The 18895-nt window shown below is 66.2% G+C and carries 15 protein-coding genes; 1 reads left to right on the top strand and 14 read right to left on the bottom strand.

The genetic code is table 11. The features are described from left to right. From ACNFCI_RS05715 to ACNFCI_RS05705, 3 genes are read right to left on the bottom strand one after another with little or no spacing between them, the layout of a single operon-like run. On the bottom strand, nucleotides 1–828 hold the full coding sequence (locus tag ACNFCI_RS05715) for an ABC transporter permease (RefSeq protein WP_172403028.1): 828 nt from the start codon (nucleotides 826–828) through the stop codon (nucleotides 1–3). A 3-nt stretch (nucleotides 829–831) separates the two neighbouring features. Next, nucleotides 832–1791, bottom strand: a complete 960-nt coding sequence (locus ACNFCI_RS05710; RefSeq protein WP_172403029.1) for an ABC transporter permease — start codon at nucleotides 1789–1791, stop codon at nucleotides 832–834. Between the two features lie 30 nt (nucleotides 1792–1821). Then, nucleotides 1822–3420, bottom strand: a complete 1599-nt coding sequence (locus ACNFCI_RS05705) for an ABC transporter substrate-binding protein (RefSeq protein WP_368828964.1) — start codon at nucleotides 3418–3420, stop codon at nucleotides 1822–1824. Between the two features lie 161 nt (nucleotides 3421–3581). Here ACNFCI_RS05705 and ACNFCI_RS05700 point away from each other — a divergent pair, with 161 nt between their 5' ends. Continuing rightward, complete coding sequence (locus ACNFCI_RS05700) at nucleotides 3582–4022, top strand: RrF2 family transcriptional regulator (RefSeq protein WP_084857883.1); 441 nt, start codon at nucleotides 3582–3584, stop codon at nucleotides 4020–4022. A 111-nt stretch (nucleotides 4023–4133) separates the two neighbouring features. Here ACNFCI_RS05700 and ACNFCI_RS05695 read toward each other — a convergent pair whose 3' ends face one another. From ACNFCI_RS05695 to ACNFCI_RS05645, 11 genes are all read right to left on the bottom strand, one after another. Continuing rightward, nucleotides 4134–5549, bottom strand: coding sequence for an aldehyde dehydrogenase family protein (locus ACNFCI_RS05695; protein WP_416767593.1), 1416 nt, complete (start codon nucleotides 5547–5549; stop codon nucleotides 4134–4136). Beyond that, the gene (locus ACNFCI_RS05690; RefSeq protein WP_416767591.1) at nucleotides 5542–6732 is read right to left on the bottom strand and encodes a pyridoxal phosphate-dependent aminotransferase; all 1191 of its coding nucleotides are present in this window, start codon (nucleotides 6730–6732) and stop codon (nucleotides 5542–5544) included. Before ACNFCI_RS05690 ends, ACNFCI_RS05695 begins: the two co-directional genes overlap by 8 nt. Before the next feature lie 12 nt (nucleotides 6733–6744). After that, nucleotides 6745–8352, bottom strand: a complete 1608-nt coding sequence (locus tag ACNFCI_RS05685; protein WP_368828967.1) for a 5-guanidino-2-oxopentanoate decarboxylase — start codon at nucleotides 8350–8352, stop codon at nucleotides 6745–6747. Continuing rightward, the gene (locus ACNFCI_RS05680; RefSeq protein ID WP_416767589.1) at nucleotides 8352–10463 is read right to left on the bottom strand and encodes an acetate--CoA ligase family protein; all 2112 of its coding nucleotides are present in this window, start codon (nucleotides 10461–10463) and stop codon (nucleotides 8352–8354) included. Before ACNFCI_RS05680 ends, ACNFCI_RS05685 begins: the two co-directional genes overlap by 1 nt. An 18-nt stretch (nucleotides 10464–10481) precedes the next feature. Continuing rightward, nucleotides 10482–11642: an acyl-CoA dehydrogenase family protein gene (locus ACNFCI_RS05675; RefSeq protein ID WP_084857888.1), complete on the bottom strand. Its 1161-nt coding sequence runs from the start codon at nucleotides 11640–11642 to the stop codon at nucleotides 10482–10484. Between the two features lie 33 nt (nucleotides 11643–11675). After that, nucleotides 11676–12467 (bottom strand): enoyl-CoA hydratase/isomerase family protein, encoded by a 792-nt coding sequence (locus tag ACNFCI_RS05670; protein WP_084857889.1) that lies wholly within the window; start codon nucleotides 12465–12467, stop codon nucleotides 11676–11678. Nucleotides 12468–12784: 317 nt separating this feature from the next. Further along, entirely contained in the window at nucleotides 12785–14197 is a 1413-nt protein-coding gene (locus ACNFCI_RS05665; RefSeq protein WP_324816664.1) for an amino acid permease, read from the bottom strand. A gap of 199 nt (nucleotides 14198–14396) precedes the next feature. Further along, entirely contained in the window at nucleotides 14397–16652 is a 2256-nt protein-coding gene (locus ACNFCI_RS05660) for an ATP-binding protein (RefSeq protein ID WP_416767587.1), read from the bottom strand. Continuing rightward, nucleotides 16649–17422 (bottom strand): substrate-binding periplasmic protein, encoded by a 774-nt coding sequence (locus ACNFCI_RS05655; RefSeq protein ID WP_143515224.1) that lies wholly within the window; start codon nucleotides 17420–17422, stop codon nucleotides 16649–16651. Before ACNFCI_RS05655 ends, ACNFCI_RS05660 begins: the two co-directional genes overlap by 4 nt. 5 nt (nucleotides 17423–17427) lie before the next feature. After that, nucleotides 17428–18144: a response regulator gene (locus ACNFCI_RS05650; protein WP_084857892.1), complete on the bottom strand. Its 717-nt coding sequence runs from the start codon at nucleotides 18142–18144 to the stop codon at nucleotides 17428–17430. Nucleotides 18145–18219: 75 nt separating this feature from the next. Beyond that, nucleotides 18220–18864 carry a TetR family transcriptional regulator C-terminal domain-containing protein gene (locus ACNFCI_RS05645; RefSeq protein ID WP_084857893.1) on the bottom strand — a complete coding sequence of 215 codons (645 nt, stop codon included), beginning with the start codon at nucleotides 18862–18864 and terminating at the stop codon, nucleotides 18220–18222. Nucleotides 18865–18895: the final 31 nt, after the last annotated feature.

The following is an 18895-nucleotide window of genomic DNA, read 5'->3' as shown; positions in this document are numbered from 1 at the left end:
TCAGCACTCCTTCAGGCCACTGGAAGTATGCAGTACCCAGTCCACGACGAAATTCACGCTGACGGTGATCAGCGCCACGGCCAGCGCCGGCAGCAACGGGCTGAGTTCACCGAAGGTGATCAGCACCGCATTGTCGCGCACCATGCTGCCCCAGTCGGCGGTCGGTGGCTGAATGCCAAGGCCCAGGAACGACAAGGCACTGATGAACAGGAAGACGAAACAGAAGCGCAGGCCGAACTCGGCGATCAAGGGGGCTGCGGCATTGGGCAGCACCTCGCGGCTGACCAGCCACCACAACCCTTCCCCACGCAGGCGCGCGGCCTCGACGAAGTCCTGCACCACCACGTTCATCGCCACCGCCCGTGCCAGGCGGAACACCCGGGTGGCATCGAGCAGCGCGATCACCAGCACCAGCGAAGTCGCGGTGGTGCCGACCACGCTGAGGATCAACAAGGCGAAGATCAACTGTGGGATGGCCATCAGGATATCCACCAGGCGCGATAACCCCTGGTCGACCAAGCCGCCCTTGACCGCCGCCATCAGGCCGCAGAAACCGCCCACCGCGAAGGCCAGTGCGGTGGTCAGGAAGGCGATGCCCAGGGTGTTGCGCGCACCGTAGATCAGGCGGCTGAACATGTCACGGCCCAGGTTGTCGGTGCCCAGCAAGAATTGCCCGCCCCAGGGCGCGAAACCCTCGCCGACCACTTCGGTCTCGCCGAACGGCGCCAACACCGGTGCGAACAGCGCCACCAGCACGTAGAGCAGGATCACCAGTACACCGAACTTGGCGCTCAACGGCGCACGTTGCAATTGCTTGAACAGGCTCATCGGCTACCCCTTGGGATGCATCAGGCGCGGATTGCTGGCGATCGACAGCACATCGGCAGTGGTATTGAGCAGGACGTAGGTGGCGGCGAAGATCAGGCTGCAGGCCTGCACCACGGGGATGTCGCGCTTGGCGACCGAGTCCACCAGCAGTTGGCCAAGCCCCGGGTAGACGAACACCACCTCGACCACCACAACGCCGACCACCAGGTAGGCCAGGTTCAGCGCCACTACGTTGATGATCGGAGCCAAGGCGTTGGGCAAGGCATGGCGGAAGATGATCCGCCCCGGCGAAATGCCCTTGAGCCGGGCCATTTCAATGTAGGGACTGGCCAGCAGGTTCACCAACGAGGCGCGGGTCATGCGCATCATCTGCGCGATCACCACCAAGGCCAGCGTCAGCACCGGTAGCAACGAACGCTGCAGAACCTCGCCCAAGGAGGCGTCCGGTGGCAGAATCGAGATGCTCGGCAGCCAGCCCAGGCTCACCGCGAACAGCAAGATCAAAATGTAGGCCACGAAGAACTCGGGAAACGAAACAGCGGTCAGGGCACTGGTGTTGAGCAACCGGTCGAACCAACTGTTGCGGTACAGCGCCGCGAGCATACCCAGCAGCAACGCCAGGGGCACTGATACCAATGCGGCCAGCAACGCCAGGCTGAAGGTGTTGCCCAGGCGCGCGCCGATCAGTTCGGCGATAGGCCGCTGGTTCGCCAGGGACACCCCCAAGTCGCCGTGCAGCAATTGCCAGGCCCAGTGGCCGAAGCGGCTCGGCGCTGGCATGTCCAGGCCCAGCTGGGCCCTCAGCGCGGCCACGGTTTCAGGGGTGGCGGACTGGCCGAGCATGGCCTGGGCGACATCGCCGGGCAGCATGCCGACGGCCAGGAAGACGATGACCGAAACCGCCAGCAGCGACAGCAGCCCCAAGGCCAGACGCCGTGCAAGCAATGAACCAAGGCTATTCATCATTGAGCTTCTCCAGGAACAACCAAAGGGTCACGCCAACCACCAGCGCTCGATCAAGCGCAGGCCGTCCAGCTCGCCATAGGGTGCGGTGACGCCGCCATGGGTGACTCGGCGCGAACGCGCCGCCACGGAGCTGGCGAACAAGGGCACGATGGCCCCGCCATCATCGCGGCACAGGCCCTGCATTTCGTCGTACATCTCCTGGCGCAACGGTGCGTTCATCTCTCCCCGGGCGGCGGCCAGCAACTGGTTGAAGCGGGCATTGTCCCAGTGCGTCTCGTTCCAGGCCGCGCCCTTGGCGTAGCCGATGCTGAACATGCGGTCGGCGGTCAAGCTGCTGTACCAGAACGAGGTGGTGAAGGGCTGTTTCATCCACACGTTGGTGAAAAAACCATCGACCGGCTCGCGTACGACCTCGATGTCGATACCGGCACGCCGTGCCTGCTCCTTGAACAACACCGAGGCATCGACCGCGCCGGTGTAGGCAGCTTCCGACGCCTGCAAGCGTACCTTGAGCCCGTCCATGCCGGCCTGGCGCAGGTGAAAGCGCGCCTTGTCCGGGTCGTAGCTGCGCTGTTCCAGGGCGGCGTTGATGAAGCGGCTGCCGGGCTGGATCGGATGGTCATTGCCGATCTGGCCGTAGCCGTGCAGCACAGAAGCCAGCAGGGCCTTGCGATCGATGGCGTACTTGAGCGCCAGGCGCACGTCGTTGTTGCGAAACTGCGGGCTGTCGCAAAGCATGGGAAAGGTGTAGTGCTGCGCGCCCTTGGTTTCCTCGATGACCAGCTGCGGGCTGCGCTTGAGCAGCGCCACGATCTTGAGGTCGACCTTGTTGATCACGTCCACCTGGCCGGTGACCAGGGCATTGACCCGCGCCGTACCATCGGAGATGGCCAGCAGCTGCGCGCCAGCGAAGTGTGCTCGGCCGGGTTTCCAGTAGTCCGGGTTGCGCTCCAGGTCCATGCGCACCCCCGGCTCGAAGCGCTTGAGGCGATAACCACCCGTGCCGATGCTATGGCGCCAGTCGGCCACGCCGTCCTTGGCCGGCATGATCACCAGGTGGTAGTCGGCGACTACATAGGCAAAGTCGGCGTTACCCGCGTGCAGCTCGAATACGACCGTATCATTGCCCTGGGCGCGCACCTGGGCTACGTCGCCCAGCACGGCCTTGGCCGCCGAGGTGGACTTCTCGCCCAGGTGGTGCTGGATCGAGGCGACCACGTCCTGGGCATCGAGGGTCTTGCCGTCGTGAAAGGTGACGCCCTGGCGCAGGAAGAAGGTCCAGACCCTGGCATCGGGGCTGGACTCCCAGCGTTCTGCCAGTTCAGGGATCGCCGTGCCATCCACGTCGATCTCGCTGAGGGTGTTATACACCGCCGAGAAGCCGACAAAGGTGAAGGTGTCGCTCCACGAGCCAGGGTCGCCAGAGTCGGTGCTGCTGCCGCCGGCCAGCCCTAAGCTCAGGATACCGCCGGCCTTGGGTGTGGCCTGCCCGGCCCAGCTCGGCAACGGCAGGCCCAGAGAGAAGGCGCCGGCGACGGTCGCAGCGGCCCCGTACTTGAGAAAATCCCGACGCGGCAGGCCAGCTTCGGGTATCGCTTGAGTGATCTTGTTCTTGTTATCGCTCATGGCATCGCCTTTTTGAACCGCTAAGAGAAAGGTCGCGCACTTCGATGACTCATAATTGTAATTGTCATCGTGATAAATACATTAGACTCTATGCCGTGCCTCTGCCAAGTGGATTTTCACAGGGGTGTAGACTTCGATTTTCGACCCAGGAACCTTCGCCGATGAGCCAGTCGACGCGTCTGATCACCGCCTCCTATATCCTCTCGTTCGTGGCCGCCAACGCCCCGCAGAAGCTTCGCACCGACACCATCTCCAAGTGGGTCAAGGTTCACCCTGCACGGGTGCGCAGCCTGGCCTCGCAGCTGGTCAAGGCCAATATCCTCAAATCCTGGCGCGGCGCCCATGGCGGCCTGACCCTGGCGCGCCCACCCAGCGAGATCACCCTGCGCGATGTGTATGACGCCGTGCAGGAGAGTTCATTGATTGCCGAGAAGATCGACAACCCGTTCTCCGGGATGGAAGACCACTGCAAGGTGTATGAAGTGTTCACCCGGCTGTTCGCCATGCTCGAGGCGAACATGCGCCTGGACCTGGGGTCGATCACCGCGGACCAGTTGTTCGTGGCGTTCGACAGGCCGGTGGACGATGCGGCCGCAGGATGAACCCGGTTCGCCGACGATTGGCGCGGCCCTGCCATCGCGGTTGCATGGCAAGGGCCGCGCCGTGGATCGCGGAGCAAGCGCAGGGTTGTGCAAGATCATGGCCCTGCTCGTTCAGAGCTGCACCGCCTTGACCTCGACGAACTCGCCCAGCCCCTCCTCGCCCCATTCCCGGCCATTGCCGGATTGCTTGTACCCGCCAAACGGCGCCCGGTAGTTGAACCCGGCCCCGTTGACGAAGCACTGCCCGGCGCGCATCTGTCGCGCCAGGTCCAGGCCGCGCTCGCGGCTACCGGCCCAGACCGCGCTGGACAGGCCGAACGGCGAATCGTTGGCCATTTCGACTGCCTCGGCCTCGTCGGCATAAGGGATCAGGCACAGCACCGGCCCGAAGATTTCCTCCTGGGCGATGCGCATGCGGTTGTCGACGTCGGCGAACAACGTAGGCGCCACATAGTAGCCCCGCTCGAAGCCCGTGGCGGTGTCGCCGCCGCACAGCAGCCGCGCGCCCTCCTCCTGGCCCAGGCGAATATAGTCCAGCACGGTGCGCCGCTGCCCGGCCGAGCACATGGGGCCGAGGAAGCTGCGTGGGTCTCGCGGGTCGCCCATGGCCAGCGCCTGGGTTTGCGCCACCGCGATTTCCAGGGCCTGCGCATAGCGCTCGGCCGGCAGCAGCATGCGGGTGAGCGCCGTGCAGGTCTGCCCCGAGTTGATCATCACGTCCTGCACGCCATGGCGCACGGCCGCTTCCAGGTCGGCATCGGCGGTGATCAACAGCGGCGACTTGCCGCCCAGCTCCAGGCACACGCGCTTGACCGTCGGCGCGGCGGCCTGGGAGACCCGTACTCCGGCACCGGTGGAGCCGGTGAACGACACCATGTCCACCTGCGGGTGCCGGGCCAGGGCCTCGCCCACCTTCGCCCCCGGCCCGCTGACCAGGTTGAACACGCCCGCAGGCAGGCCGATGGCGTCGATCATCTCGGCCAGCAGGAAGGCGTGCAAGGGTGTCTCCTGGCTGGGCTTGACCACCACCGTGCAGCCGGCGGCCAAGGCCGGGGCCAACTTGCCGATCATCTGGTGCAGCGGGTAGTTCCAGGGGTTGATGAAGGCGCACACCCCCACCGCCTCGCGGTACACCAGCGAATTGCCGACCTCGCGCACCTCGTCCATCAGCCCGGCCAGCTCACTGTACTGCTCCAGGCCCTCGATGGGGCCGTCCACCTGGACCATCTGGCACCACTGCACCGGCATGCCCAGCTCGGCGGTGATCACATCGGCCATTTCCCCGGCCTTGGCCTTCAGTTGCCCGGCCAGGGCACGAATGTACCCGGCCCGCACATTGGAGGGCGTGCGCGACCAGGCGCCGAACGCACGCCGGGCGGCAGTCACCGCCCGATCTACATCCTGCTCGTTGCCCAGCGGGACACGGCCGATGGCAGCCTCGCTGGCCGGGTCGATGACCTCGGCCATGCCCTGCCCGCTCGGCAATTGCCAGGCGCCGTCGATATACAGCCGCGGGTACTCACGCATGGGCCTGCTCCTGCATCAGGGCCCGCGCACAACGGGCTATGCGCCGGCAGGCGTCGTCCAGCGCCTCGGCGCCGAGCACCAGGCCCAGGCGGATATGCCCGGCAGCGCTAGGCCCGAAGGCCTCCCCTGCCAGCACCGAGACGCCTTCACGGTCCAGCAGGCGGTCGGCGAAGGCCTGGGCGCTCAGGCCGGTTTCACGGATATCGACCATCACGAACATCCCGCCATCGGGCTTGAGCGCCTTGATTCCCGGGCAGCCGGCCAGGCGCTCGCAGACCAGGTCGCGTCGCTGACGATAGGCGTCGCGCATCGCCTCGAGCTCCGCCAACGGCTGCTCCAAGGCCACCACCGCGGCATCCTGGATGAAGTCGGGCGAGCCGTAGAGCATGCACAGGGCGAGGTTCTCCAGATGGCCGGCCAGCTCGGTCGAACCCACCACCCAACCGACTCGCCAGCCGGTCATGGCATGGGACTTGGACAGGCTGTTCAGTGTCGCGGTGCGCTCGGCCATGCCCGGCAGGCTGCCGGGGCTGATGTGCTCGCCGTCGTACAGCAGCTCGCTGTAGACCTCGTCGGAAATCAGCCACAGGTCATGGGCGATGCACATCTCGGCCAGGGCCTCCCAGGTAGCGCGTGGCAGGCTCGCCCCCGAAGGGTTGTGCGGGCTGTTCAGGGCCAGGGCACGGGTACGGGGGGTGATGCGTGCCGCCACATCCGCGGGGCATACGCGAAAACCGTTCTCCGGCTTGACCGGTACCGGCACCACGGTAGCCCCACAGGCGCCGAACACGGCTTCGTAGGTGACGTACATCGGCTCGGCGACGATCACCTCGTCGCCCGGTTCCAGCACGCACTGGGCCACGCAGAACAGCGCGCACTGGGCGCCGGCCAACACGGTGACCTGGTCGGCATCCACCTTCTGGCCGCTGCGTTGCTGGTGGCGACGGGCGATGGCCTGGCGCAGGGCCAGCTTGCCGCGTACGTCCGAATAATGGGTGTGGCCGTTGCGCAGGCTGTCGATAGCTGCCTCGACGATGGGTGCCGGGGTGTCGAAATCGGGGTCGCCCACCGACAGCAACAGGATGTCCCTGCCCTCGGCCTGCATCGCCAGGGCGCGGTAGTGAATGTCCCAGGCGGCGGCACCGTCGCCGGCGATGCGTTGGGTCAGCTTGGAAAAGCGCATGGCAATCCTCCGTCAGTGGGCACAGGCGTGCTTGAGTTCGACCAGGGTCACACCGTTGCGGGCAAAGCCCGCCTGCAGCGCCCGTTGCAGCTCGTCGAGGCTGCGCGGTTGCGCCACGGTGCAGCCGAACGCCCGGCCGAGCGCGGCGAAGTCCGGGTTGCGCGGCAACACGCCGATGGGTTCGATGTCCAGGCCGAGCATGTCGTCGCGGATCTGGCCCAGGGCGTCGTTGTTCCACAACAGCACCACCAGCGGGCGGTCCAGCTCCTCGACCGCGGTGGCCAGCTCCTGCGCGGTATAGAGGAAGCCGCCATCGCCCACCAGCACCAGGCCCGGACGGTCATCGCTGGCGAACATGCCGCCGATACCCGCTGGCAGGCCATAGCCGAGGGTGCCGTAGCCGGTGGGGTGCAGCCAGCTGCGTGGGGCGCGGCTGGTGAAGGCATAGTTGCCGGTGTAGGCCAGCTGGGTCATGTCGCTGCTGATGAAGGCGTTTTCCGGCAGCACGGCGGCTATACGGTCGAGGATCGCCTGGTGGATGCCTTGCAGCGGGCCATGGCCTGCGCGGATCGCCTGACGCAAGTTGGCCACCGCCTCGATGGCGGCGCCGGCGTCGCGCTGGATGTGCGGCAAGTGTTCCAGCAGGCCGGCGAGGGTCTGCCGGGCATCGCCATGCAAGGCCAGGGCACAGGGGTAGAAGTCATTGAACTTGCGCGGGTCGATGTCCACCCGCAACAGTTCGCCACGAAGCGGCAGGCGCTCACGCCAGAAATCGGTGTCGGCCATTTCCGTGCCCACCGCCAGCACCACGTCGGCTTCGCCGATCAGTTGCCAGCCAGCTTCCACGCACAGGCTGGCACCGGCATTCAAAGGCGACTCCGGCGGCAACAGGCCCTTGCCGGCCACGCTGGTGAACACCGGCGCCGCCAGGCGCTCGCTGAGCTGGCGCAGTTCGTCGGCCGCCTGCAAGGCGCCGCCACCGGCGATGATCATCGGCCGCTTGGCGGTGGCGAGCTTCAAGGCCGCCTGGTCCAGGCTGTCGCGATCGGGCAGGCCTCGCCCGGGGCGGCGCACCACCTCGGCGCTCCAGTCCCGAGCGACCGGGGCCGCCAGCACGTCCAGCGGCACGGAGATGTGCACCGGGCGTGGGCGCTCGCTGTCGAACACAGCCCAGGCGCGGGCGATCAGCTCTGGCAGGTCTTCGGCGCACAGGGCCACGGCGGAGAACGCGGTGATCGGCGCGGTCATGGCGCGCTGGTCCTGGGTCTCGTGCAGGCAACCCCAACCTTTGCCCAGGCTTGCGGTGTGGTTGACGCTGGAGATCACCAGCATCGGGATGGAGTCGGCGTAGGCCTGGCCGATGGCGGTGGCCGCGTTGGTCACGCCGGGGCCGGTGATGACGAAACACACGCCCGGCTTGCCGCTGACCCGGGCATAGCCGTCGGCCATGAAGCCGGCGCCCTGCTCGTGGCGGGTCAGCACATGGCGGATGCCACTGCCCGGCAGCCCACGATACAACTCCAGGGTATGCACCCCGGGGATGCCGAACACGGTATCGACGCCATAGTTGCCCAGCAGCCGCACCAAGGCCTGGCCGGCGGTCATGGAGGGTTCACGCATTATCGTTCTCCTTGCGGCTGGCCGAGGCGGATCAGCGCATCGACCGCGGTGGTGCCCTGGGCACCGACCATCAATGGGTTCACGTCCAACTCCAGCAAGCGGCCTGCATTCTCGCAGGCGTAGTCGGCCACGGCGCGGATCGCCGCCACCAAGGCGTCCAGATCGGCCGCCGGGCGCCCCCGGAAGCCTTGCAACAGGCCGGCGCTACGCAGGCCCAGCACGGCATTACGGATGGCACCGTCGGTGGTGGGCAACAACAGGTTGACGCTGTCCTTGAGCAGCTCGACCAGCACCCCGCCGGCGCCGATCACCAGGGCCAGGGCGAAGTCGTTCTCGCGCTTGATGCCAACGATCAGTTCGGCCAGTGGCGCCTCGGCCATGGGCTCGAGCAGCACCTGGTCGAACGGCATATTCGGCGCGTAGGCCGCAATACGCTCGCGCATCTGCTCGAGCGCTGCCGCCAGGGCGTTGGCATCACGCAGATTGAGCGCCACGGCGCCGGCTTCGGTCTTGTGCGGCAACTGCGCACTGACTGCCTTGAGCACCAGGGGGAAGCCCACCCCGACGGCATCCGTGACAGCCTGCCCGGGCGTGCTCAGCACACCGGCTGGTACCGGCAGGCCGAACGCACGCAGCGCCTGCTTGGATTGCCACTCGTCGAGCACGTGCGCCTGGCCATCCAGCGCCTGAGGGCACAGCGGCACCAAGGCCGACTCGCCCAGTGCCAGCAAGCGCGGGCGGTTGCGTTGGTAGGCGACGATCCGCCCCCAGGCCGCCAGACCGTCCTCCACACCTTGCAAGGCGGCGATGCCATGGGCGTGCAGGCGCTCGCGGGCGTAGGCCGGCAGCAGTTCCGGGAAGGCCGAGGTGACGAAGCCGACCTTGCCGTGGCGTGCCAGGGCGTCGCAGTAAAGCCCCAACAGCAGGTCGCACTCCTTGCGCTCGCCGGTGAACTGCGCCGGGTAGTCCAGCACCAACATGGCTGCGTCGGCATCGCCGCGCAGGGCACTGTCGAGCATGCGCTCGAGCGCGGCGGCATCGCCCCAGATCGCCGTGGTGAAATCCAGTGGGTTGACCAGGTTGGCATAGGCCGGAAGCACCTGGGCCAGTTCATCCACCTGCCCGGGTTCGAGCTTGGGCAAGGTCAGGTGATTGCGTTCGGCATAGTCGGCGATCAGCCCGGCGTCGCCACCGGAACATGCCAAGGCGATCAGGCGGCCATCCTTGGGCAGTTGCCCGCAGGCAGCGGCCTTGAGGGTTTCGACGAAGCTCACCGGGCCGCTCACACGGATCACGCCCAGGCGCTGGAACAGGCTGTCGTACAGCGCGTCGGAGCCCGACAGCGAACTGGTGTGGCTCAGCGCCAGTTCCGCGCCGATCTGCGAGACACCCGTCTTCAAGGCAATGACCGGGATGCCGCGCTCCAGAGCCTTGTGCGCGGCGCGGGCAAAGCCGGGCACGTTCTTCAGGCCTTCCAGGTGCAGGCCGATGGCCGTGACCCGTGGGTCGTCCAGCAGCACGTCCATCAGCTCGGCCACGCCCAGCTGTGCCTGGTTGCCGACCGAGGCCATGTAGGCCACCGGCAGCGAGCGGTCGCTCATCGACAGGTTGTAGGCGAAGTTGCCGCTCTGGGTCAGGATCGCTACGCCCCTCTCCACCTGCTTGCCGCCGTGGGCGACCGGCCACAAGGCAGCGCCATGCAGGTAGTCGAGCAGGCCGTAGCAGTTGGGGCCAAGCAAGGCCATGGAGCCGGCGGCCTCGAGCAGGCGCTGTTGCAACAGACGCCCTTGCTCGCCGCTCTCGGCGAAACCCGAGGCGTAGCAGATGGCACCGCCGGCACCACGATCGGCCAGGGCCTGGACGCATTGCAGGGTCAGGTCCTTGTTGGTGGCGATGAACACGGCGTCCGGTGCACACGGCAGGTCGGCGACGCTCGTCACGCATGGCACGCCGTCCAGGCTTTCGTGCTGCGGGTTGACCAGCCACATCTGGCCGGCGAAGCCACCTTCGGCGCAGCGCTTGAGCGCCCGTGCCATGCTGCGGCCGCCGACGAAGGCCAGGTGCCTGGGTGCCAATAGGCGCTTGAGGTTGTCACGAATCGAATGCGACATGGGGGTTCTCCAGGCCGATCAGCGCAGCAAGGGGCGCAGCAGTTCGCGGGAAATGATGTGCCGCTGGATCTCCGAGGTGCCCTCCCAGATCCGCTCGATGCGCGCGTTGCGCCAGATGCGTTCCACCGGCCCTTCATCCATCAGGCCCATGCCGCCGAAGATCTGCACCGCCTCGTCGGCGACCTTGCCCAGCACTTCGCTGGCGAACAGCTTGGCCATGCCGGCCTCACCGTCGGTCATGCTGCCCTGGTCCATCTTCCAGGCGGTGTGCAGGGTCAGCAGCTCCGCGGCGCGGATCTGCGTGGCCATGTCGGCGAGCTTGAACGACACCCCCTGGTAGCTGCCGATCGCCTGGCCGAACTGCTTGCGGTCGGCCGACCACTGCAGCGACAGGTCCAAGGCACGCTGTGCCTGGCCGACGCAGTTGGCGGCGACCATCACCCGGCCGGCGGTGAGCCAGGCGTTGGCCACTTCCCAGCCCTTGTCCACTTCGCCCAGCACCTTGCTGGCCGGCACGCGGCAGTCGTCGAAGAACAGCTCGTAGGTGTGGTAGCCCCGGTTGCTAACGCACTTGGGCCCACGGCGCACGGTCATGCCAGGGGTTCCGCGGTCGACCAGGAAGGCGGTCACGGCGTTGCGCTTGCGCCCGTTGTGCTCGTAGGTGTCGGTGACGGCGAAGACGATGGCGAAGTCGGCATGGCCGGCATGGCTGATGAAGTGCTTGCTGCCGTTGATCACGAAGTCATCACCGTCGCGCACGGCGCGGGTCTTGATGGCGTTGGCGTCGGAGCCGGCGCCTGGCTCGGTGAGGGCGAAGCAGTCGATCTTCTCGCCTTGCACGCACGGCAGCAGGTAGTCGTTGATCTGCTCGTCCTTACAGGCCATGAGGATCTTCGAGGGGCGTGCGACAAAGACATGCAGGGCCCAGGACACCTTGGACAGCTCACGTTCGATCAGCGCCTGGGACAGGTAGTCCAGGCCACCACCGCCGACCTCCTCGGGCATGTTGAAGGCGTAGAAGCCGGCGGCGATCGCCTTGCCGCGGATCTGCGCGGCAAGCTCGGGTGACACGGCATCGGCGCGGTCCACCTCTTCCTCGTAGGGCAGCAGCTCCTTGTTAACGAAGCTGCGTACCGCTTCCACCAACATTTCTTGTTCTTGGGTCAGTTGGAAATTCATCTGGAATGGTCCTGAAGAAGGTCGTGTAAGTGGTTATTTGCCAACGAAATGTGGTGCACGTTTCTCGATCGAAGCACGCAGTGCCTCGGCGCCGTCCTGGCTGCGCCCGCACAGCAGGCCGGCAGCGAGTTCCGCCTGCAACTGCTCGGCCAGGGTGCGCTGGGCACCGTCGCGGATCAGGCGCTTGGTCTGGACATGGGCGAAGGTCGGGCCATTGGCCAGGCGCCCGGCCAGCTCGGCGGCTACCGCAGGCAACTGGTCGTCAGCGCAAACCTCGCCCACCAGCCCGGCGGCCAGGGCACGTTCGGCGCTCCAGAGCTCGTCGAGGAACAGCAGGCGCTTGGCCTGTTCGCTGCCGATCAGCCGTGGCAGGTGCCAGCTGGCCCCGGCATCGGGGCTGTAGGCCATGCTGGTGTAGCCGGCCTTGAAGCGTGCCGAGGCTGCGGCGATGCGCAGGTCGCAGCACAGGCTCAGGTCCATGCCGGCGCCGACCGCGGTGCCGTTGATGGCGGCGATGGTGGGCTTGTCCAGGCTGTGCAGGCGCTGCATCAGGGCGTGGGCGGTCTCGGTCCAGCCGTAGCTTTCCAGGGCGCCGCGCGCTTCGGCTTCGGCCCATTCGGCGAGGTCTGCGCCTGCGCAGAAGCTGCGGCCGGTGCCGGTGAGCACCACTACCCGTACTGCAGGGTCGGTGTTGAAGGCCTCCAGCAGCGTGTGCAGTTGTTTCAGGCTGGGGATGTCCAGGGCGTTGCGCTGCTCGGGGCGGTTTAGGGTGATCCAGGCAACGCCGGCTTCGACCTTGCTCAGCAGTGGCGACGGGCTAGTCATGGGAGGCCTCGATGTTGTTTGAGTGGTATGAGATGAGGGATCTGGTTTGAAGAGATACTAAACGAGTGTTCAGCAAGGCGGCAATCGAGGCTATATTGCGTGTAACAAATGAAGTTAGGCATATAACTCATTGTTTTTTATTGATTTGAATTGACGACAAACGAATTCGATCGGTGCCTTGTTACAACTTTGTACAACTGAGGTTTTTGCAGTGCCTGCCCCAACGCAATCGCGGGACAAGCCCGCCCCTACAGGTGCTTCTTTTCCTGTAGGAGCGGGCTTGTCCCGCGATTTGAGCCTTCAGTTGAGCGCGCGGCTCAAACCCCAGGGGCGCTCGGCGCGAAAGCACCCTGGCGACGACGGTTGACCAGGAAATACGCCGCATAGCACAGGGCAATGAAGCCAAAGCCCCAGTACAACGACGGCCGCTGGGTCTCGTCCATGGCCAGGAACACGAACAGCGAGCTGCACAGGGTGATGCACAGCAGCGGCACCAGAGGGTACAGCGGTGCACGGTACTTCAGGTCCTCGAGCTTGCCGCCGTCACGCAGGTACGCCTTGCGGAAGCGGTACTGCGCCAGGGCGATGACGATCCAGGTCACGGTGCCGGACATCCCGCTCACCGCCATCAGCACCATGAACAGCGTGTCCGCGGCGACGAAGCTGGTCATCAGCGACACCAGCGCGAAGCACAGGGTGATGCTCAAGGCACGCAGCGGTACGCCACGCTTGCTCAACGGCGACAGGCTCCTGGGCGCCATGCCGGTCTTGGACATGGCCCAGAGGATGCGGGTGGAGGCGTACAGCCCAGAGTTACCCACCGACAGAATGGCGGTGAGGATGACGAAGTTCATCAAGTCCGCCGCGTAGGGGATGCCGACCATGTCGAACACCTGCACGAACGGGCTTTCCATCAGGCCGGCCTGCTCATGGGGCACGATGGCCGAGAGCACGGCGATCGCCAGGACATAGAAGATCAGCACGCGGAACACCACGTTGCGCACGGCACGCGGGATGCTCTTTTCCGGGTGCTCGGTCTCGCCGGCGGCCACGCCCATGATCTCGCAGCCCTGGAAGGCATAGACCACGGTCATCATCACCGCGAACACCGCCGACAGGCCATGGGGGAATACCGCGTCGCCGACCAGGTTGTCCAGCATCGGTGCCGGTGCCCCGTTGTTCAGCGGGATGCCGCCGAAGATCACCAGCAGGCCAATGACGATGAAGCCCAGGATGGTCGCCACCTTGATGCCGGAGAACCAGTACTCGGCCTCACCGAAGGCCCGGGTAGCCAGGGCGTTGAGGCCGAACAGCACGCCGACGAACAGGGCCGACCAGTACCAGATCGGCACGTCGGGGAACCAGCGGGTCATGAGCATGCCTGCGGCAGTGAACTCCAGGCCCACGGTGGTGGCCCAGCTCATCCAGTACACCCAGCCGATCATGAAGCCGGTGGCCGGGCCGATGAACTTCGTGGCGTGGGCCTGGAACGAGCCGGACACCGGCATCTGTACCGACAGTTCGCCCAGGCAGACCATCACCAGGTACATCAGCAAACCTGCCACCAGGTAGGCCAGGATCGCGCCCATCGGGCCGCCCTGGTTGATGGTGACCCCCGAACCCATGAACAGGCCGGTGCCGATCACACCGCCCAACGACAGCATGAAGATGTGGCGGCTCTTGAGCGCGCGGGTCAGCTGGATACCTTTGCGTTCGGTGGTGTCAGACATGGCGCACCTCGGCTGGGCAGGTACGCTGCAAAAGCAGTGGATTCAGGCGGGCATCAGCTTTACGGCAGTTCATTATTGTTATCTCCAATAAGCCTCATGGACCGTGTGGAGCACGGTTGCGATCGATTATTGGAAACGGATGTAAGGTGCCGTTGTACGAAAGGATCGAAGATGTAAAAAGTCGTAACTTTTTTGTACGTCAGCCCTGGATCAGGCGTTCCAGGGTGTCATGCGCTGCGGCAAGCTGCTCGGCCAAGGGATCGCCGAGGCCTTCGAGTGCCGCCAGGTCATCGGCCGAGGCGGCATCCTCCAGGCGCCGCAGCACCGCCGCCAGGCCACGAAAGCCCAGGGAGTCGCTGCTGCCCGCCAGGCGATGGGCCAGGTGCGCGACCTCGGTGCAGTCCCTGGCCTGCAGGGCCTGGGCCAGGGCCGCCTGGTGCTGCTCGATGGCCTGGCGCAGGCCCACCAGCAAGCCCTGCACCTTCTGCTCGCCGAGCAGCGTGCGGTGGGTCTGCAGCAATGCCCAGTCCACGCTTTGCTCCGGCGCCTTGGCCGGCATCGTCGGCGCCGCCTCGGCCAGGGCCTGGCGCAGGCTGTCCAGGCGCAGCGGCTTGGCCAGCACGCCCTGCATGCCCGCTTCCAGGTAGCCAGGTACCTGTGCAGGCTGAACACCGGCGGTCAAGGCCAGGATCCGGGTATCGCGATTGGGCCCCGCCGTGGCGCGCAATTGCCGGCACAACTCCACGCCGCTCATGCCCGGCAGGTGCACATCCAGCAGGATCAGGTCGAAGCGGTGGCGCGCGCACATCGCCAGGGCTTGCCCTGCGTCTTCGGCAAAGCTCACCTGGTGGCCATCGCGGGTGAGCAGGCCGCCGGCCACGTCGCGGTTGAGCGGCACGTCCTCGACCACCAGGATATCCAGCGCCTGGGAAGCCTGGCGAATGGGCGCCTGGGCCTGTGGCTGCCGGCCGCGGGCAAGCTCCAGCTCGAACCAGAAGCAACTGCCCTGCCCCTCGGCGCTGTCCAGGCCGATGCGACCGCCCAGCTTTTCCACCAGGTGCTTGCAGATCGCCAGCCCCAGGCCCGTGCCGCCATAGCGCCGGGCCACGGCGTCGCTCGCCTGGGTGAAGCGTTCGAAGATCCTGGATTGCATGGCCGGGGCGATGCCAATGCCGTCATCACTGACCTCTACCCTCACCCACTGGCCCGCGCCCTGGTTGCCCAGCACCTGGACCTGGACGCTGACCTGCCCGTGCTCGGTGAACTTGATGGCGTTGGCCAGCAGGTTGCTCAGCACCTGGCGCAGGTACTGCTCGGCACCGTACTGGAAGGGGGCCAGTTGCGGGTCGACCTGGCAATGCAGGCGGTTACCGTTACCCACGGCCCGGGGCTCGAGCAGGGTCATGACCTCCTCGCACAGCTGACGCAGGGAGAAGTCGACCCGGTCCGGGCGGCTCTCACCCTCCTCCAGGCGTGCGAAATACAGCACTTCGTTGAGGATCGTGAGCAACCCTTCCCCGGCCTTGTACAACGCGTCCAGGCGTTGCCGGTCGAGGTCGTCCAGGTGCCCGCCGCGCAGTAGTTCAGCCATGCCGAGGATGCCGTTCAGGGGCGTGCGCAGCTCATGGCTCATGGTGGCCAGAAAACGTGACTTGGCCAGGTTCGCCGCCTCGGCCTCGTCCTTGGCCCGCGCCAGGCTCTCGGTACGCCGCTCGACCATGGCCTGCAGCTCGTCGCGTTTGTCCTGCAAAGCCAGCCGGTCCAGCTCGCGGCGCTCGATGTCGCTGAGAATCGCCCGGCGCATGTCATCCAGGGCATGGGCCACGGTGTCGATCTCGTCAGGGCGCGCCGAGCGACGCCGGCCCAGGCGCAGAGGCTCCTGCCACTGCCCGGCGCCGATACGCCGGGCAAACTCGGCCATCACCTGCAGGTGGCGCGTCACCAGGCGGTAGAACAATCCCGACAGCGCCACCGCCAGGCCGCACAGGAACACGCCCATCCATAACAGGCTGGTGAGCCCGGTGGCGAACAGGCGCCGGTGCACCGCTCCCAGGTCGATGCTGACTTCCAGCTCGCCCAGGTGGCGCAACGGCCCCGAAGGCGGCTGGTAGTTCAACGGGAAGCGCTCGATGCGCAGCGGCCCCTTGGGCTCGGCCTCGCCGCGCAGCAATCGGAAGTCCTCGCTCTGCAAGCGCACCCGGGCCACATCGGAAAAGTCCACCAGGCCGCGTAACTGCACGTCCAGCTGCGCCTCGTCCAGGTCCCACAGGCTGCGTTCCAGGCTGGCCAGGTAGCCGGCGCGGATCAGGTCCATGCGCGCCTCGATGTCGCGCATTTCCCGGCGGTACTCGAAATACAGCTGCACGGAGCTTGCCAGCACGGTGAAGCACAGGCTGAACAGGAAGATGAACAGCAGCAGGCGGCGCAGCAGGCCATCGGTGTGCAGGCGGATCATCGTGCGTTCGCCGGCAGGTCGATCATGTCGCGGTAGGTCACCTCGCTCTGCCCCAGCCAGCCGTCGATTTCGCCGCTGTCGGTCATGCGCTGCAGTTGCGCGTCGATGGCGTCCATCTTCTGGCTCAGGGGTGAGTGGCGCGACACCGCGACACGCAAGTAGTCCACGCTCAGGGCCTTGGGCAGGGCCTGGATGTCCTCGGCACCGGGCAGGTGCTCGATGAACAGCTCGCCGGTGCGCCGCTCCTGGATGACGAAATCGATGCGCCCCCGGATCAGCTTGCCGAAGTTCTGCTGGCTGGAGGACACCCATTCGATGTTCTGGTGCCGTGCCACGAAACGGTCGAACTCGGCACCATAGCTCTCGCCGAACAGCAGCCCGCCGCGATAGCCGGCCAGGTCTTCGATGCGCTCGAAATGCACCGGCCGACGCCGGTTATAGAACACTGCCACTTCCTCGCGCAGCACCGGCACCGTGGAAAAGCGCATGCTCTGGTCACGCTGGTCGGTGTTGTAGGCCAGCACCACGTCGACCCGCCCGGCAGCAGCGTCCATCAGGCAGCGCTTCCAGTTGCCCAGCACCACGATCTGCATCTCGTAGCCCAGGCGCCCGAGCAGCTCACGTACCACGGTCGGCGCCAGGCCACGTACCTGGCGCCCGTCGCTCCAGGAAATCGGCGGGTAGACCGGGTAATCGCAATAACGGATGCGCTCCCCGGCCCCGGCCTGCAGGCTCAGCAGCACCAGGGCCAGCACCAGCAGGCGGGCCATGGGGTTCAGGCCGCCACGCTGGCGGTGAACAGGTAGCCGGTGCCGTGGATGGTGATGATCAGGTGCGGCTCGGCCGGGTCGTCGTGCAGCTTGCGCCGCAGGCGGCCGACCAGCACGTCGATGGAGCGATCGTTGGGCACCCATTCGCGGTTGCGGATCTGGTCCATCAACTGGTCGCGGGTCAGGGTATGGCCACTGTTGCGCAGGAACACGCTGAGCAGCTGGAATTCGCCATGGGTGAGCAGGGTTTCGCCGCCGTCGGGGTCGATCAGCCGGCGCCGGTCGGTATCGAGCGACCAGTCGGCGAACTGCTTGAGCGATTGGGTGCATGGCGGTGCGGGCTGGGCGACACGGGCATGGCGCACGCGGCGGATCAGGTTCTTGGCGCGCGATACCAGTTCACGGGGGTTGAGCGGCTTGATCACGTAGTCGTCGGCGCCGCATTCCAGGCCGACGATGCGGTCGATGTCGTCGTTGCGGCCGGTGATGAGGATGATCCCGACCTCCGAACGCACCCGCAGTTCACGGGTCAGGGTCAGGCCGTCCTTGCCCGGCAGGCGGATGTCCAGCAGCACCAGGTCGACATCCTGGCTGGTGAGGAAGGCATCGGCCTGCTCGGCGGTGGCGGCGCTGTGGACGTCGTAGCCTTCCTGGGACAGGTAGGCATGCAGCAAGTCGCGAATAAGCGGATCGTCATCGACGACCAGTACCCGAGGCGTCATTGCGTGTTGTCTCTTTTCTTATTGGTGTTGTTTTTCGAACCCGCGACGGCAGCGTACCCGTTACTGAACAGGCGATCAACAGCCCTCGGTCACACTGAAGCGCCGCCGCCCCCCTGCCTGCAGGCCGTCTACCCAGGCTTCGCAGATCAACACCCCCTGCTCCGGCGAGAAGGTTCCGGGGTTGAGCCCGGATTCGAGCCACAAGCCGTCGAGCAAGGCGCTCAGGCTGATGGCGGCAAGGTCCGCGTCGAAGCCCTGCCAGCCTTCCTCGCTGGCCAGCGCGCCCAGCAGGCGGCTCAGTTCGTTGCGGTATTCGCCGTAGGAATGGTCGTGCACCTGGTTGATGGCGTCAGCCGTTTTCACCGCGCCCCAGAACGCCAGCCAGGCATCGAGCAGTTGCGGGTCGAGCAGCTCAGCACAGAACGAGGCGCGAAAGAACGCCGACAACCGCTCGCGGGCATTGGGCGCTGCCTGGGCCATGGCTTCGCGCAGCAGGCCCATAACCCGCCCGGTCACTGCCATGTAGGCGTCGGCGACCAGTTCGTCCTTACCCGAATAGTGGTGGCTGATCAGCCCCACCGACACCCCGGCCTCGGCCGAGATCTTGCGGATCGAGGCGCCCTGGAAGCCGTGCCGTTTCAGGCAGGCAAGGGTCGCCTCGACCAGGTTGGCCTTGCGCAGTTCCGGCAGCATGCGGTTGTAGCGGGCTTCCTGGCTCATCGTGGTTCTCATCGGGACTAGTCTGGCTGAA

The organism is Pseudomonas sp. NY15356, assembly GCF_048068175.1.
GTDB lineage: Bacteria > Pseudomonadota > Gammaproteobacteria > Pseudomonadales > Pseudomonadaceae > Aquipseudomonas > Aquipseudomonas putida_K.
The sequence above is the reverse complement of the archived record's forward strand: the minus strand, read 5'-3'. Positions and strand labels throughout refer to the sequence as shown.

Bases quoted from the DNA above. Each gene is read 5' to 3' on its own strand.
- ACNFCI_RS05650 (WP_084857892.1), bottom strand. From the start codon at position 18,144: ATGACGCCTCGGGTACTGGTCGTCGATGACGATCCGCTTATTCGCGAC.
- ACNFCI_RS05680 (WP_416767589.1), bottom strand. From the start codon at position 10,463: ATGTCGCATTCGATTCGTGACAACCTCAAGCGCCTATTGGCACCCAGG.
- ACNFCI_RS05655 (WP_143515224.1), bottom strand. From the start codon at position 17,422: ATGGCCCGCCTGCTGGTGCTGGCCCTGGTGCTGCTGAGCCTGCAGGCC.
- ACNFCI_RS05675 (WP_084857888.1), bottom strand. From the start codon at position 11,642: ATGAATTTCCAACTGACCCAAGAACAAGAAATGTTGGTGGAAGCGGTA.
- ACNFCI_RS05685 (WP_368828967.1), bottom strand. From the start codon at position 8,352: ATGCGTGAACCCTCCATGACCGCCGGCCAGGCCTTGGTGCGGCTGCTG.
- ACNFCI_RS05670 (WP_084857889.1), bottom strand. From the start codon at position 12,467: ATGACTAGCCCGTCGCCACTGCTGAGCAAGGTCGAAGCCGGCGTTGCC.
- ACNFCI_RS05705 (WP_368828964.1), bottom strand. From the start codon at position 3,420: ATGAGCGATAACAAGAACAAGATCACTCAAGCGATACCCGAAGCTGGC.
- ACNFCI_RS05690 (WP_416767591.1), bottom strand. From the start codon at position 6,732: ATGCGCTTTTCCAAGCTGACCCAACGCATCGCCGGCGACGGTGCCGCC.
- ACNFCI_RS05665 (WP_324816664.1), bottom strand. From the start codon at position 14,197: ATGTCTGACACCACCGAACGCAAAGGTATCCAGCTGACCCGCGCGCTC.
- ACNFCI_RS05660 (WP_416767587.1), bottom strand. From the start codon at position 16,652: ATGATCCGCCTGCACACCGATGGCCTGCTGCGCCGCCTGCTGCTGTTC.
- ACNFCI_RS05695 (WP_416767593.1), bottom strand. From the start codon at position 5,549: ATGCGTGAGTACCCGCGGCTGTATATCGACGGCGCCTGGCAATTGCCG.
- ACNFCI_RS05700 (WP_084857883.1), top strand. From the start codon at position 3,582: ATGAGCCAGTCGACGCGTCTGATCACCGCCTCCTATATCCTCTCGTTC.
- ACNFCI_RS05645 (WP_084857893.1), bottom strand. From the start codon at position 18,864: ATGAGCCAGGAAGCCCGCTACAACCGCATGCTGCCGGAACTGCGCAAG.
- ACNFCI_RS05715 (WP_172403028.1), bottom strand. From the start codon at position 828: ATGAGCCTGTTCAAGCAATTGCAACGTGCGCCGTTGAGCGCCAAGTTC.
- ACNFCI_RS05710 (WP_172403029.1), bottom strand. From the start codon at position 1,791: ATGAATAGCCTTGGTTCATTGCTTGCACGGCGTCTGGCCTTGGGGCTG.